Genomic DNA, 14,665 nt, shown 5'->3' on the forward strand with positions numbered 1-14,665 from the left:
CGCGAGGCTAAATCCATAGAGCCCGTCGGCGGAGCCCTTATCCCTGGTGATTCCGCGTCCCGAGGGGTGGAGGAGCCACGTGTTGCACCCGCCCCGCCGGCTGCTGGCGGCCGCGCTGCTAGCCCTCCTGGCGGCGAGCCTCCCCGTCGCCCTCCATAGGGCACTGGCCGGGGATGCGGGGAACCTGGCCCGGCAGCTACGCGAGATCCTCGAGCAGCTCCGCAGCTCAGCCACCAGCTACGGGGAGGCGGCCAAGATCTACCAGGGTGTCGCCGGCTGCGCCCAGCCCCCGGTCTCCCAGGCCGCGGCGGCCGCCGCGGAGGCCCTCCTGGAGGCCAACGCCACGGGCTCCCCGGGCCCCGGTCTGGAGCAGGCGCTGAGAGCCTACCTCGACGCGGTGGCTGAGAGCCCCGGTGCGGTCGAGCACTGCAGCTCCAGCATGGTGTACCGCAGCCTCCTCCTCGCCCTCTCCACCCCGACCTCTCTCGGCCTTATACCCCCGGGCAACGCCACTGGCTTGCCTGCCGAGGCCGCCTCCAGGCTCGCCAGCAGCGTGGTCTACGCCGCCACGGGAAGCAGGAGCCTGGCCGCGGAGGCGGCGCGGCTGGCCCGGGAGGACCCATACGCGGGCCTCCTCCTCGCGGGGCTCGCGGGCACCCCGGACCCGGGCTACTGGGCCACGGTGAACGCTAAGGCCGGCGCCAGGGGGCTCTGCCTCATCTACGCCCTCGCCTCCACCGACGCGGTGCCTAGCACCGCAGCCCGCAGCGCCCTCGCCGCAGCGGCGGGTAGAGGCTACGCCAGGGGCCCCGGCGCGGTGTTGGACCTCGCTGCCGGCGCGCTCCGCCGCGGCGACGTGTTCTGCTATGCTGCGCTCACGAGCCTCCTCGACGCCGCCTACAGGGGCTACGTCGAGAGGATCCTTCCCCTCTACCGGCTCCCCGCCCTCCCCGCCGGCTACACCCCGCCCCTGGCGCTCTCCAACGCCTCCAGGATAGGGGGCGTGGACGGTCTACGCCTACTGGCAGCCTCGATCCGGGAGGGTATAACCCCCTCCCTGGCCAGGATGGACGGGGAAATAGTCCTCAGCCCTGCCGCCTCCGCCGCGCTGGTGCGCGCGGAGAGGCTCCGGGCGCCAGCGGCCCCCGGCTCCACCGGCTACTGCCTCGTCTACCAGGCGCTTGTCAAGAGCCTCCTCGGGCCCGGCGCGGCTGAGACGCAGCAGGGGTGGAGCATGGCCGCCTCCGCCGCGGCCCTATGCTACGCCGAGACGGGCTCCCTGGAGCCAGTGGAGTTGCTACTGGTCCTCCAGCCCTTCGCCGAGATAGACCCCTGGATTCTAGCCGAGGCAGCACGGCTCCACGGGGCCAGCGGCCCTGTCAGGGGCTACGCTGAGAGGCTCGCCAGCCTCCTCTGGAGCGGCAGGCTCTCCGAGGCAGAGGCCCTCAACCCGCCCTCCGGCAGGGAGGCGGAGCTGCTCCACGTCCTCGTGTCCGCGGGGCTCGAGGCGGTGCGGGAGGGCCTCAACCCACTGCTGGTGAACGCGAGCGGCATGGAGGCGGAGAGGCTCCTCAGGGCAGCGGGCGTGGACTCGCCCAGGGACGCCCTGCTCGCCTCCCTGGACCCGGCCAGGGTGGTGGAGGACATCGTGGGGGACAACGCTACTCCCCCTCTCGTGCGCCTCGGCCTCTTCGCTCGCGCCGCAGCGGCACGCCCCACTGGCGGGGGCTATGTCATCGACTACGCGGTGGCCCGCACCGTATCCTGGCTGGTGGTGCACATGTACCCCTGGCTGCGCGGCGGCGAGAAGCCGCCAGCGCCGGGCCAGCCCCCGGAGCCGGGCACCATGCTCTACTGGGCCCTCGGCTACTCAACCACCCTGGAGCCCCCCGCGGCCTCCACGGCGGCCGGGGAGGAGCCCGGCAAGCCCCGGGAGACGGGGCAGGGCCTGCAGCCAGCGGGGGCGGGGGGCAATGCCACCGGCCAGGGCCTCGCCGACCGCCTCGAGAAGCTCGCCGAGAAGGTGGAGGAGAGCAACGCCACCGGCCAGGCCAAGGCGGTGGCGGAGCTGCTACGGCGGATCTCCCAGGGCCTCCGCAGCGGCGACTACGCCGAGGCTGCAGCGGCGAGCAGGGCTCTCCGCGACATACTCGCCAGCGAGCCGCCGGCCGGCCTGCTGGCGGCGCTGGCCAGGGAGGGGGTGAGCCCAGGGGAGGCTGCATCAACCCTAGCCGAGGCGGCCAGCATCAGGATCGGCAACGGCTACACAGTAGACCTGGCCGACGCCGCCAGGCTGGCCGAGAAGCTGCTCGATGCCTATAAGGACCAGAGCCGGGCGGTCCTGCGCAGCATTCTGGAGTCGGTGTCGGCAGCCAACCGTAAGCGGGCCAGCGCCGCCAGCAGCCGGAGCAGGGGCTCCAGCGGCGCCGGCGCCGCTACAGGAGGCCAGCCGGCCAGGGTGCTCGAGGTCCACGGCCTCGGGGACCTTGTCTCGCTCCTCTACCAGGCGCTCGCGGGCGGCAACCTCTCCTCCCAGCCTGCCGGCGGGCCGCCGGTAGCCCTCAGGCTCGGCGGCAACACTTCCCGGAAGGAGGGGCGGGAGCCCGGGGCGCAGCCGCTGCAGCCGCCGCGGCCACCGGCGCCGAGGCTGCCCAGGGCCCGGCTCCCGGGCTGGCCCCTGGCCCTTGCAGCCGGCATGGCTGCCGCAGCTCTCCTAGTGGCGCTCCTGGTCCTCCGGGGCAGGGAGATAGAGGCTATGGTGGCTAGGGCGCGGCTCGTGGCCGCCGAGCGCAGGCTCGCGGGCCGGGCTCCTGGGCCCGAGGGGGCCCGGGGCCTCGTGGTGGAGGCGTTCAGCAGGCTCCTCCACCTCTACGAGGCAGTCTACGGCGCCAGGAGGCCTAGCGAGACCCACCGGGAGTACGGCGGGAGGCTCCCGGAGGCTGAGAGGAGCCGCTACAACCCCGCGGCCGCCGTATACGAGAAGGCCAGGTTCAGCAGCAAGCCGGTGACGGGGGAGGACGTGGAGAGGCTCCGGCGCGCCGTGGAGGAGGCGAGGAGGGGCCTGGGCGGCGCGGGCCGCCGCCTGGCCTCAAGGCTCTCGAGGCTACTGGGTGGAGGGCGGTGATAGGGTTCAGGGCGTTCCTGGCGGGCCTGGCCCTTGTGGCGCTTGTAGCGGCGATACTCGCCGCCCCCAAGGCCGTTAAGCTGGGCTCCCTGCTCCTCCCCCGCCAGGGCTCCCCGCTCGACAAGGGGCCCCAGGGCCACAGCCTGCTCGCGGAGGCCCTCTCCCGCAGCGGGCTCCCCGTCTACTACGCCGCCGCCCCGCCGGGGGGATGGAACGGCTCCAGCATAGTCTACCTTGTCGCTGGGCCCACGGAGTGCAACGCGAGCATAATGAGTGGCCTTGCGGGGCTTGTCCAGGGCCTCGCCTCCCAGGGCTACCGGGTGGGAGTAGTAGTGGCTGATGAGAGCGGCTGCGCTAGCAGCCTGCTGGAGGCTCTCGGTGCTCCCCCGCTGCGCCTCCAGCCGGGGTCCCTGAGCGGCCCTGCTATAGCCCTCTACCGGGGCGGGAAGCCCATCCTCTACGCCATGAGCACGGTTGCCCTGGTGAGCCCCGGCGAGGGCTGGAGGACGCTGGCAGCCACGCTATACCCGCCGGGGCTCCCGGCGGCGCTCGAGTGGCGGGGCCGGGTGGACGTGGTCTATATACCCGACAGCCATGTGTTCAGCAACAGGGTGCTGGGCGCCGCCAACGAGACCGGGCTGGGCAACTCGGAGCTGGCGGCGGTGCTTGCCGAGAGGCTCGGCGGCGAGCCCCTGGTGCTGATCCCGCCCATGGTTTACAGGCCTGTAAACGCCTCGGTGCCCCTGGTGGTGTACCTCCAGCCCGGCCTGATCGCATCCATCCTCGTGGAGTGGCTCGCCGAGCTGGAGAAGAGCGCGCTGGCACCACTCCTCTCCAACCCCCTGGGCGTGGTGCTGCTAGCCACCGCGCTCTCGTCCCTCCTCTATCTCGCCCTCGTCCAGGCCTCGGGCGGCCGGTGGGCCTCCGAGAAGCCCCCCAGGCAGCCCAGGCCCCCTGTGGCGGTAGGCTCCAGCCCCCTCCTCCAACGGATAGCCTCCGGCGATCTAACGAGGCGTGAGGCAGCCCAGGCCCTGGAGGCTCTCTACCTGCTCCTGGACGAGGCCCTCCGCCGCCTCGGCGGGGGTGTTAGAGAGGCCCTCGGCGACCCCGCCCTCCTCGAGGAGGCGGCCCGCTCCCTGGGGCTCGGGCAGGGCGAGCTGCGTGAGCTGCTGGCGGAGCTTGAGAGGCTCCACAGGCTCGCGGGGAGCAGGCTCCTCAGCCGCCTCGTGCCATGGAGGCGTAGACTATACTACTTGCTGGAGCGGCTGGGCCCCCTACTCGAGGCCATAGTGGCTCCCGGAGAGGCTACGCGCATTGACCGCGGGACGGTCGGTCAGGCTGGTGGCCGATATAGCTGACAGGGTGGCGGGGGAGGTTTCGAAGGTAGTCTACGGGCTGGAGGAGGAGCTCAGGATAATCCTGGCGGCCCTCCTCGTGGGGGGCCATGTGCTCCTCGAGGGAGTCCCGGGCGTGGCTAAGACAACGCTCGCCAAGGCGCTTGCCTCGAGCCTCCGGCTGGGGTTCAGGAGGATCCAGTTCACCCCCGACCTGCTCCCCAGCGACATCATAGGCACCATGGTGTACGACCAGAGGAGCGGCGAGTTCCGGCTCCGCCGCGGCCCCATATTCACCAACGTGCTTCTCGCCGACGAGATCAACAGGGCCTCGCCCAGGACGCAGAGCGCGCTGCTGGAGGCGATGCAGGAGAGGCAGGTGACGGTGGAGGGCGAGACGCTCCCCCTCCCCGAGCCCTTCCTGGTTATAGCCACCCAGAACCCGGTGGAGCTCGAGGGCACATTCCCGCTCCCCGAGGCCCAGCTGGACCGCTTCCTCGTGAAGGTCTCGATCCCCCTGCCAGGCCGGGAGGTGCTCCGCCGCATCCTCCGGGGCCTCGAGACTATAGAGAGGTGGCCGGTGGAGCCGGTGGCGGGCCGGGAGGAGCTGATCGAGGCGAGGAAAGCGATATGGGGTGTCGAGGTGAGCGACCCGGTGCTCGACTACATAATAGACATCGTGGAGGCCAGCCACCAGCACCCGGACGTGAGGCTCGGCGCGAGCCCCAGGGCGGCTATAGCGCTGCAGCAGCTCTCCCGCGCCCTGGCCGCGATGGAGGGGAGGGACTACGTTATACCCGACGACGTGAAAAGGGCTGCCCGCCACGTGCTCCCCCACCGGCTCATCCTCAGCCCCGAGGCCGAGGCTGAGGGCCGCCGGCCCGAGGAGGTGGTGGAGGAGATCATACGCCGCGTGAGGGTCCCCGTCCCCTAGCCTCTGGAGGCCGTGGGGTCCAGCTTGCCCGGGGAGAGCCCGCTCGAGAAGATAGCCGCGGAGGCCGCCCCCCTCACCCCGCGGGGGCACGCGGCGCTCTTCCTCTCCGCCGCCCTGGTGGCCGCGGGGCTCCTCGCGGGGCCCGGCGCCGCGGAGGCCCTGGTGGCCGCGGGGCTGGCGCTTCTCGCCCTGGTGCTGGCTGAGCGGAGCCTCTTCCTCGCCAAGGCGGCGGCGCTCCAGAGGCTCGGGGTGCGCTGGGAGCTGGAGACGCCGATGGCCGAGGGCAGGCCCTCGAGGGTGAGGCTGGTGCTCGAGAACCGGTCGCTGGTGGCCCTGGAGCACGTGGAGGTCTACGACTCGCCTCCCCGGCTCTTCCGCTGGAGGGAGCCCCCGAGGGCGGTGGTCAGCCTCCCGGCCCTGGGCAGGGCCGTGGTGGAGTACACCCTCGTCCCGGTTGTGGGCAGGCACGGGTGGGGCGGCCCGCTGCGCCTGGCCGCGGAGGACTTCCTCGGCTTCTTCAGGGCGGAGAGGCTTGTCTACGAGGGGCTCCCGGAGGTGGCGGTGCAGCCCAGGGTGCTGGAGGCCCTGCTCCGCCGCGCCCTGCTCCCCACGGTGCTCCAGCCGGGTGGGGTGGAGAGGCTGAGGCGCCGCGGGCTCGGCGTCGAGTTCCTCGAGCTACGCGAGTACACGCCCGACGACGACATAAGGCTCGTGGACTGGAAGGCCTCGGCGAGGCGGGGCAGGCTCGTGGTCAAGGTGTTCGAGCAAGAGTCCTCGCTCCGAGTCCTGCTCGTGATCGACGCCTGGCCCTCTATGTTCACCGGCGTGCTCGGCAGGACAAGGATAGAGCACGCAGCCAGGCTGGCCGCCACGCTGGCGGAGTACCTGGCCCGCCGCGGCGACGCCTACCGGCTCTACATCCTGGGCCCCGACGGCGGCTCCAGCCTGAGCCCGTGGCTCAGGGGGCGGGGGAGCGGGGCGACCGCACGCCGCTTCATAGCGGAGCGGCTCTCGTGGCCCCGGGGGCGGCTGGGGGCGCCGGACCCGGGCTCCAGGGCCTCAGCGCTCCGCAATGGGCTACTCTCAGCCCTGCCCAGGGGAGGCGCCGCCCTGATACTGGTGAGCGACCTGGGCGGGGACCCCGGCGCTGCAAGGGCCTACGCGGGGGCCTTGGCCGGGCTCCGCCCGGCCCTGAGGGGGCTTAGGGTCTACCTCGTGCACCTCTCCCCCGTCCTCTTCGAGTCCACGGCCCTGGAGGGCTCCAGGGCCTCGGCCTACCTGCTGCTCTCCCTGGAGAGGCTGAGGGCCCTTAGGAGCGCCCTCTCCCTGCTCCGGGGCGGCGGCGTCGAGGTGGTGGAGCTGGGCCCCAGGGACCCGGTCTCGGCGCTGCTGGATAGGCTGGAGAGGCTGCGGGGAGTCGTGTCTTGACCAGGGCAGCGGCCCTATACATAGCTGTCCGCACGGCGGCGGCCCTGGCGGCCGCCCTTGCCGTTATCCCGGCGTTCCACCTTATAGCCGGCAGCCTGGCCCCGGCGCTGGCCCAGGCCCCCTGGCTCGGCGTGCCGGCCTCCGGGCTGCTGGCCGTCCTGGGCCCCGTGCTGGTCGCGGCCATGGTTATGGCTGGCTGGGCTCAGCAGGCCTACACGCTCGCAGGCATAGCGGTGGGGGTCGCCGGCGTCCTCGGCCTCGGCCCCCTCGGGCCGGCTGTCTCGCTGCTGGCGTCCAGCGCCCTCTACACGCTCTCCCTCCGCTACAGCCTGGAGGCTGAGGGTGCTGCGTCGCGCAGGCTTGAGTGTGGCAGGCGCTGCGTGGCCGCCACGGCTGTCTCGCTGCTGGCGGGCTACACGCTGCTCGTACCCCTCTCGGTCTACGGGGGGCTGCTGGCGTCCAGCGTCTACCGGTACCTTCTCAGCCCCAGGCCCGGGCTCCCCGAGCCCCTTGCAGGCGTCTGGAGCACCGCCCGCGGCATGCTGGCTGTGAGGGCGGCGGTGCTCGCGGTGCTGGTCTACGTCCTCTACTACGCTGTGGAGAGGCTGGCTGCCCCGATGGTCTACGCGCTCGCCGCCGCCCCGGAGGAGCTGTCGCGGAGCCTGGAGAGGCTCCTGGAGCAGGAGGCCCGCGAGACCCTGGCGATGAGGAAGTGGTACCACAGGATGCTCCGCTGCGGCCTCTCCGCGGCCGGCGCGGCGCCGGCAGCGGCTATAGGCTACCTGGCCGCGCACGCGGCCCAGCCGCTCGCCTCCAGGCTCCCCCAGGCCGCCCCCTGGTGGGCGGCCGCCCTGGCCCGCACCCTCCCGGGGCTAGCGGCCTCCACCCCAGGCTACCTGGCAGCCCGCCGCCTCCTAGAGGCCCTCGCAACAGGCAGGATCGAGTGGAGAAGGCTCGCCCTAGGCTCCGCCGCGGCGCTCGCAGCCCTCCTCGCGGCCTACATGCTCCTCCTCATCCACCAGGGCGCAGGCGTCCACGGGGCGCTCCAGAGGCTCCTGGGCGCTGCAGCCGGCACAGCCACGGGCAGGGAGCCTCCGCCGCTGCCCGGGGAGGATATGCTTGCCTCGGCAGCCCGGGAGCTCGACAGGCTCCTCGGCAGGGACCTTGACCGGGCCGAGTACATTCTAAGGCTCCTCTCCGAGCTGCTGTGGGGGTGAGCCGGGGACTTGCAGCGCGTGCAGGCGGTGAAGGAGCTGGCCAGGATAATAGTATCCCTCGGCGTGGGCCTGGCCATGGCCTACCTGGGCTACAGGTTCTTCCTCTACAGCATAGGCTACCTGGCGGAGGAGCCTCCCAGGGTGACGGCGGGGCTGATGGCGGGGCTCGCAGGCTTCACCTTCACGGCGGCGGCTGTGACGCTGCTGCGCGACTGGATAATAGTGGAGAAGGCGTCCAGGCTGGGGGAGAGGAGGGGCCCGGAGGCCGGGGGAAAGGAGGAGGGGAAGAGGGGCTAGACCCAGCGCTTCTTCCTCCGGTACCATTTCGCCCTCCTGTAGCCCCCGGCCTCGGCGCCCTTGACGCCCAGGTAGAACTCCTTCACGTCCTTGTCCTCCCGGAGCCTCTCCGCCGGCCCCTCGAGCACTATCCTCCCATTCTCTATTATGTAGCCGTAGTCCGCTATCTCCAGCGCCTTCCTGGCGTTCTGCTCGGCGAGGAGAATGGTGACCCCCTCCTCCTCGTGCATCCTCTTAACTGACTCGTAGACCTCGCTCACCACCTTGGGGGCTAGGCCGAGGCTCGGCTCGTCGAGGAGGAGCAGCCTGGGCCTTGCGAGCAGCGCCAGGCCTATGGCCAGCATCTGCTGCTCGCCGCCGCTGAGGTAGCCGGCCCTGGTCCCTCTCTTCGCCCGGAGCCTCGGGAAGTACTTGTACACAAGCTCCGGGTCGGGCCGGCGGCTCCTCCACGCGTAGGCCACGGCCTCTATGTTCTCCTCGACAGTGAGCTCCCGGAATATCCTCCTGCCCTCAACCACGTAGATTATGCCGCGGCGGGACACGTCCTCGGGGTCCCGGTTCTCTATGCGCTCCCCCATGTAGCTGATGTAGCCCTTCGTCACCCTGCCACGGTCCAGCTTGACGAGGCCCGAGACCGCCTTGAGGAGCGTGGTCTTCCCGGCCCCGTTGGGGCCGAGGACCGCTACTATGCTTTTCTCCGGAACCTCTATGCTTATCCCCTTGAGCACCAGTATGTAGGGGTGATACACCACCTCTATGTTGTTGACCTCCAGCATTGCGGGCAAGGCTACGCGCCCCAGGGGCCTGGTGAGTGGGCAGCACGGCCCACGGGTGGGCGAAAAAGAGGCCCGGGGGTGCTCGGCTCCTAGCCTCCGCCCTGAAGGGTGGCCTTCACGCAGTCTACTCCCTTAGCCTCTATCGGGCCCTCGAAGTGGAACTGCCCGTCCTCGCCGTAGACCACTATGTACGCCGTTCTGAAGGGCAGGTGGCTGCCGGGGCAGTACCTCATCGGCGGCGTTATGTCGCCAAGCTTTATGGGCTCGCCATTGCAGCTGGACTCTATCGCCATCTTCAGCGCCTCGCCGCCCTTCTCCTGCAGGTCCTTAGAGGTGGTCATTGTTATCGCCTTCACCAGGAGCCACACGTTTATGAAGCCCTGCATTATCCTCAGGTTGACGTCCTTCTCACTGATGCCCAGGTCCTTGCCGTAGAGCTTCACGGCCTCGTACAGCTCCTGGTAGCCGGGCTTGTCCTTAGCGTACTCCGGCCATATCCAGGGCGACACTCCCGCCGCCTTGCCCCTTATGTCGGCGGCCGCGAGCTCCGGGAACCTCTCGTCGAAGCCCCACACGTTGGCAACCATCACAGCGTTCAGCCCGAGCTTGGCCATGGCGCGGGCGGCTAGGCTGCAGCTGCCTATAGTGTTGCCGCACCACAGGAAGTCGGGGTTGTAGGTCATGGCCTGCTTCACGGCGTTGGTGGCGTCGGCCTCGCTAGCCTTCAGCGGTAGGTCCACATCGTACACCTTCATGCCCAGCTTCTCGGCCATAGCCTTTATGGCGGGTATCGGGCTCTTGCTGTAGGCCACCTTGTGGTCGTAGAGCAGCACCAGGGTTGCATTGGGCTTCCTCTGGGCCATCCAGGCTACCGCGGCGCAGGCCTGCGTGCTGTAGTCGGGCGCCGGGAAGAAGTTGTAGGGCTGCGGCACCAGCTTGGCGGAGTAGCTGGCGGACACGTAGAATATCCGGTCCTTGGCCACCTGGCTGGAGAGGAACTCGGTGTCAGCGGTGCCCCAGCCCACTATGGCTATCACATGGTAGCGGTCGCGGAACTCCTTGTAGAACTCAGCGGCCTTGGGCGGCTGATAGCCGTAGTCCCTCTTGATGTAGTTTATCACCACCCTTACCCCGTCCTTCGTGTATATCCCCTTCTCGTTGAAGTACTTGAACGCCAGCTCTGCACCCCTAGCATAGTCCTTGCCGACGTCGCTGGTGGGGCCGCTTAGGTCCACCAGGAGGCCCACGTTTATCTTCATGGTCTTCCCGGCCGTAGCGGTCGCGGCTGCCGTGCCCGTTGTGGCCGTGGTTGCCGCGGTGGTCGTGGATGTGGTCTGCGTGGTCGCCGGGGCTGCCGTGGTGGACGGGCTGGCCGCGGCTGGGGCGGGCTTGGCTCCCCCGCCACCCTTCATGAGAACGGCCGCCGCGGCTATCACTATTATTATCACTACTATTCCTACGGCTATCGCGGCGCTCCTGGACATCAGGCTCACCTCCGGCCCACCTCCGAACCTTTACGGCCATACTTAAATCTTTTCAACATATTGTTTATACGGATTGAGAGCGTGGAAAAGAGCCCTGGGGGCCCGGCACCGTAGGGTTGTCAGTAGCTGTAGGGCCATAGCCTGAAGTACTCCTTCACCCTCCTCAGCACTGCTATGAGGCCCTCCGGCTCCTCGACCACGAAGAACGCTATGATTGCTCCGAGCACCAGGTAGTCGTATACCGGGTTGCCCTGGAACACCATCTCCAGGATGCTGTGCGTAGCCATTATCGCTATTAGGCCGAGCACGCTGCCCCATATTACCCGGCCGGCGCCGCCCACCAGCACCATTGCTAGGAGGTTTATTGACTGCTCCAGCGAGAAGTTGCCGTAGTCTATGGCTACGAGCTGGAGTGCCAGCAGGCCGCCGGCGAGCCCGGCGTAGAAGCTCCCGAGGGCGAAGGCGATGGCCTTGGTCTTGGCCACGTTTATCCCGATTATCTCCGCCGATATGTCGTTGTCGCGTACGGCCTTCATAGCCCTGCCCAGGCTGCTTCTCCCAATATTGGCCGCCGCCCACGCCGCCGCTATCGTGATGAGGAGCGCTGTGTAGTAGAGGGGCTTCCCGCCGCCCAGGTAGACGCCCAGCAGGGTCTTCGCGGAGTCGTTGACCGGCATGTACTGGTTGGAGGCTACCCAGCGCTGGTAGATGTAGTAGAGCAGCTCCTGCGCCGCTATGCTGGCCATCGCCAGGTAGTAGCCCTTCAGCCTGAAGGACGGCAGGCCCAGCACCGTGCCCACCGCCGCCGCCACGAGGGCCCCCGCGGGTATCGCTAGGAGGATGTTCACCCCGTGGAGCGTCAACCACGCGGCCGTGAAGGCGCCGGCGCCCATCAGCGCGGCCTGCGCCAGGGATATCTGGCCGGCCAGCCCGGTGGTTATGTTGAGCCCTATCGCCGCCACCAGGAACGCCATGTAGAGCACCAGCTTGTCCACTATGAAGCTGCCCGCGATGAACGGCAGGGCCAGCAGCAGCGCCAACGCCGCGGCTGTGGAGTAGACGTGGATCGGGTACCGGAGGTGGGCCATGAGGCCGCGGTACGTCTCCTTGAACACTCCGGCAGGCACGGCCACCCGCCCTCTAGACGCGCTCTATCCTCTCAGTGCCGAAGATCCCGTAAGGCTTGGCCAGGAGCACGAGCAGCATGATGAGGTACGCTGCGGCCTCGTGGACCCCCACCAGGTCCAGGCCGGCGGCCCGCAGGTAGGGCTCGAGGAACATGACCAGCTGCTCCGACAGCCCGAGCGCCAGGCCGCCGACTATTATCCCGGCCACGGTGTCGAGGCCAGCGAGCAGGCTGGCGGCCAGCGCCTTGATCGCGTAGACCTCCAGCACGGGGCTCAGGTTGGCCTCCAGGGCCACCGCGACCGCCGCCAGGCCCCCCGCCGCGCCGGCCAGCCCCCAGCTCAGCATGGTCAACGCCTTCACTGGGATCCCGTAGGCGGCGGCCCCGTAGGCATCCTCCGAGGCAGCCCTCATTGCAACCCCTAGCCTGGTGAACCTGTGTACAGCGGCCACCAGCGCGACCACGCCAGCCCCCGCGGCGAGGGCTGCCAGGTCGGAGGCGGAGAGCACCACCGAGCCGGCCGCTACCCTGAAGCTGCTGTTGAGCAGGCTCGCCTGCGGCACGCTACCCCCGCCGAGGTACATCGAGACGCCCTTGAGCACGTAGTAGACGCCGAGCGTGGCTGCTATCAGCGCCGCCGGCGGCCTGCCGCGGAGGGGCCTGGCCACTAGCCTCTCCACCGCAGCGCCGACGGCGAAGCCCACCGCCGCCGCCACGAGGGCTCCTGCCGCCAGCCCTAGCCCGGCCTTCACCGCGGCGAGGTAGGCGGTTACGGCTGTGAGCAGGACCAGCGCCGGGTGGGCGAAGTTTATCGACTTGCTCACACGGTAGACTATATTGTAGCCTAGCGCCAGCGCCGCGTAGACCACGCCTATCACTATGCCCGACACCGCATATGATGCGAGCTGCCCCAGCACGCTCAAGGCATGCACCCTCCCGCGTGGACCCGGTCACCGCTAGGCAGGGCTGCGGCATGGCCCCTGGTGGGCGAGAAACCCTGGGGGATGGGCTACTCGGCTGTGAGTATCCTCACCCTCCTCGTGGCCTTCACCCTCCTCCCGTCCTCCAGCCTCATCTCCACGGTAAGCTCGTACCACTCCTCGCCCCTGTAGATGGCTTCTATTAGGCCGGCGTAGCGCTGCTCTATCACCCTGCGCCTCAGCTTCCTAGTCCGCGTCATCTCCCCGTCGTCGGGGTGGAACTCCTTGAAGAGGCTTACGAACCTCTTCACACGCAGCCGCTCCGGCAGCCTGGAGTTAGCCCTGGCCACCTCCCTCTTCAGCAGCTCGAGCACCTGCGGCTTCTGGCTCAGGTCGCTGTAGCTGGTGAAGGGTATGCCTCTCCTCTCCGCCCACCTGGAGACAGTGGTGTAGTCTATGTTGAGGAGCGCAGCCAGGTAGGGCCTCCTCTCGCCGACCACGGCAGCCTCGGCTATGTAGGGGCTGAACTTCAGCTTGTTCTGCACCACCTGCGGCGCCACCCTTGTGCCATCGCTCAGCGTTATAATCTCCTTGGCGCGGTCGTGTATCACCAGGTGGCCGTCGGGGGTCAGCTCCCCCACGTCCCCGGTGTGGAGCCAGCCGTCGGGGTCGAGGGTCTTCCTGGTCGCCTCTGGGTTGCGGTAGTAGCCCTTCATCACTGCCGGGCTGCGTAGCAGTATCTCCCCGTCCTCGGCTATCCGGATCTCCGTCTCCGGCAGGGGCTTCCCGACAGTGTCCAGCCTAACATCGTCGTCGGGGTGGACCACTGCTATGCCGGCCACCTCCGTCTGGCCGTAGATCTGCTTCAGGTTGACCCCCAGCGCGTGGAAGTACTCCACGTAGTCGGGGCCCAGCATGGCGCCGCCGGTGTAGGCTCTCTTCACCCTCTTCAGCCCGGTCTTGTCGAGTATGCCGCGGAGCGCCAGCCAGTAGGCGAGGTACCAGGCCAGCCTCCAGCCGAGGCTGGGCCTCCTCCTGCCGGGGCGGAGCCTCGACCGGGCCGCCCTCCAGCCCACCCACATGGCGAGCCGGTAGAACGCCTTCTTAACCGGGTCACTGTCCTCCATCCTGGCCATTACGTCCTTGGCTATTCTCTCCCATATCCTGGGCGGCGCGAAGAGGAAGTGGGGTGCTATCTCCCTGAAGTCCCTCCACAGCGTCTCCGGGCTCTCCGGGAAATTCAACCGGAACCCGGCCATGAAGTGGAGCGCTATGCTCATCATCTGCTCCCCGACCCAGGCCGGCGGCAGGAAGGAGACGTACTCCCAGCTCCTCTCCACAGGGTCCAGCTGGTTCAGCTGGTAAGCCATCGCCAGCAGGTTCCGGTGGCTCAGCATAGCCAGCTTGGGCCTCCCAGTGGTGCCGCTCGTGGTGAACAGGCCGGCCACATCCTCGGGGTCCAGGTCACCGGTGAGCTTGTCGTAGAGCCCCGGGCTCTGCTCCTCCAGCCTCCTCCCCATGCCAAGCAGGTCCGCGAAGGTGATTATGAGGTCTCCCAGCTTGTCCCTGTACATGTGGAGGCCCTTGGCCTCGTCGACGATTATCTTCTCCACCTTAGTCTTGTCTATGACCTCCAGCACCCTGTCGAGCTGCTCCTGGCCCTCGACGAGCACCACCCTGGCGTCGCTAAGCTGGAGGATGTAGGCTACCTCGTCGCTCAGGCTATCCTTATAGATCCCGACGGTGGCTGCTCCGATGCTCTGCGCCCCCACCTCGTAGATCGGCCAGGCGGGCCTGTTGCCCATTATGAAGGCGGCCTTCTCGCCCCTCCCTATCCCGAGGCTGTAGAGCCCCAGGGCCGCCCAGCGGACGAGCCGGTAGTAGTCGCTCCAGGTGAAGCGGCGCCAGACGCCGTACCGCTTCCAGCGGAACGCCACCCTGCCGGGCCACTCTCTGGCCCTGGCCTCCAGGAGCCAGGGGAAGGTCGTCTCGTAGGGTTTCGCCCCCCTACCCACCTCCGCCACG

11 protein-coding genes are annotated in these 14,665 nt (G+C 69.0%); 6 read left to right on the plus strand and 5 right to left on the minus strand.

Annotated features, from left to right (window positions below; translation table 11 throughout):
• Positions 1-82: 82 nt before the first annotated feature.
• Genes CF15_RS01175 through CF15_RS01200 form a run of 6 tightly spaced genes read left to right on the plus strand, consistent with a single transcriptional unit; the run spans position 83 to position 8,334 of the window.
• On the plus strand, positions 83-3,124 hold the full coding sequence (locus tag CF15_RS01175) for a DUF4129 domain-containing protein (RefSeq protein ID WP_058370163.1): 3,042 nt from the start codon (positions 83-85) through the stop codon (positions 3,122-3,124).
• Positions 3,121-4,482 (plus strand): hypothetical protein, encoded by a 1,362-nt coding sequence (locus tag CF15_RS01180; protein WP_058370164.1) that lies wholly within the window; start codon positions 3,121-3,123, stop codon positions 4,480-4,482. The genes CF15_RS01175 and CF15_RS01180 overlap by 4 nt, the downstream gene beginning before the upstream one ends.
• Positions 4,439-5,392 carry an AAA family ATPase gene (locus CF15_RS01185; protein ID WP_083494406.1) on the plus strand — a complete coding sequence of 318 codons (954 nt, stop codon included), beginning with the start codon at positions 4,439-4,441 and terminating at the stop codon, positions 5,390-5,392. The genes CF15_RS01180 and CF15_RS01185 overlap by 44 nt, the downstream gene beginning before the upstream one ends.
• Positions 5,393-5,416: 24 nt before the next feature.
• Entirely contained in the window at positions 5,417-6,820 is a 1,404-nt protein-coding gene (locus CF15_RS01190; RefSeq protein ID WP_058370166.1) for a DUF58 domain-containing protein, read from the plus strand.
• Positions 6,817-8,037 (plus strand): hypothetical protein, encoded by a 1,221-nt coding sequence (locus CF15_RS01195; protein ID WP_058370167.1) that lies wholly within the window; start codon positions 6,817-6,819, stop codon positions 8,035-8,037. Before CF15_RS01190 ends, CF15_RS01195 begins: the two co-directional genes overlap by 4 nt.
• Before the next feature lie 9 nt (positions 8,038-8,046).
• A complete protein-coding gene (locus CF15_RS01200) occupies positions 8,047-8,334 on the plus strand; it encodes a hypothetical protein (protein WP_058370168.1) in 288 nt (95 codons plus the stop codon).
• On the opposite strand, the gene CF15_RS01205 is transcribed toward CF15_RS01200, so the two are convergent.
• The 5 genes from CF15_RS01205 to CF15_RS01225 all read right to left on the minus strand — a co-directional run bounded on the left by CF15_RS01205 (position 8,331) and on the right by CF15_RS01225 (position 14,664).
• Positions 8,331-9,110, minus strand: coding sequence for an ABC transporter ATP-binding protein (locus CF15_RS01205; protein WP_058371321.1), 780 nt, complete (start codon positions 9,108-9,110; stop codon positions 8,331-8,333). The two genes, CF15_RS01200 and CF15_RS01205, sit on opposite strands and share 4 nt — an antisense overlap.
• A gap of 89 nt (positions 9,111-9,199) precedes the next feature.
• A complete protein-coding gene (locus CF15_RS01210) occupies positions 9,200-10,594 on the minus strand; it encodes an ABC transporter substrate-binding protein (RefSeq protein WP_058370169.1) in 1,395 nt (464 codons plus the stop codon).
• Positions 10,595-10,713: 119 nt separating this feature from the next.
• Complete coding sequence (locus CF15_RS01215) at positions 10,714-11,721, minus strand: branched-chain amino acid ABC transporter permease (RefSeq protein ID WP_168371196.1); 1,008 nt, start codon at positions 11,719-11,721, stop codon at positions 10,714-10,716.
• Positions 11,722-11,734: 13 nt separating this feature from the next.
• Positions 11,735-12,637, minus strand: a complete 903-nt coding sequence (locus CF15_RS01220) for a branched-chain amino acid ABC transporter permease (RefSeq protein WP_236698184.1) — start codon at positions 12,635-12,637, stop codon at positions 11,735-11,737.
• A gap of 92 nt (positions 12,638-12,729) precedes the next feature.
• Complete coding sequence (locus CF15_RS01225) at positions 12,730-14,664, minus strand: AMP-dependent synthetase/ligase (protein WP_201783066.1); 1,935 nt, start codon at positions 14,662-14,664, stop codon at positions 12,730-12,732.
• Position 14,665: the final 1 nt, after the last annotated feature.

It is taken from the genome of Pyrodictium occultum (assembly GCF_001462395.1).
GTDB classification, from domain to species: domain Archaea; phylum Thermoproteota; class Thermoprotei_A; order Sulfolobales; family Pyrodictiaceae; genus Pyrodictium; species Pyrodictium occultum.

Bases quoted from the DNA above. Each gene is read 5' to 3' on its own strand.
- CF15_RS01210 (WP_058370169.1), bottom strand. From the start codon at position 10,594: ATGTCCAGGAGCGCCGCGATAGCCGTAGGAATAGTAGTGATAATAATA.
- CF15_RS01205 (WP_058371321.1), bottom strand. From the start codon at position 9,110: ATGCTGGAGGTCAACAACATAGAGGTGGTGTATCACCCCTACATACTG.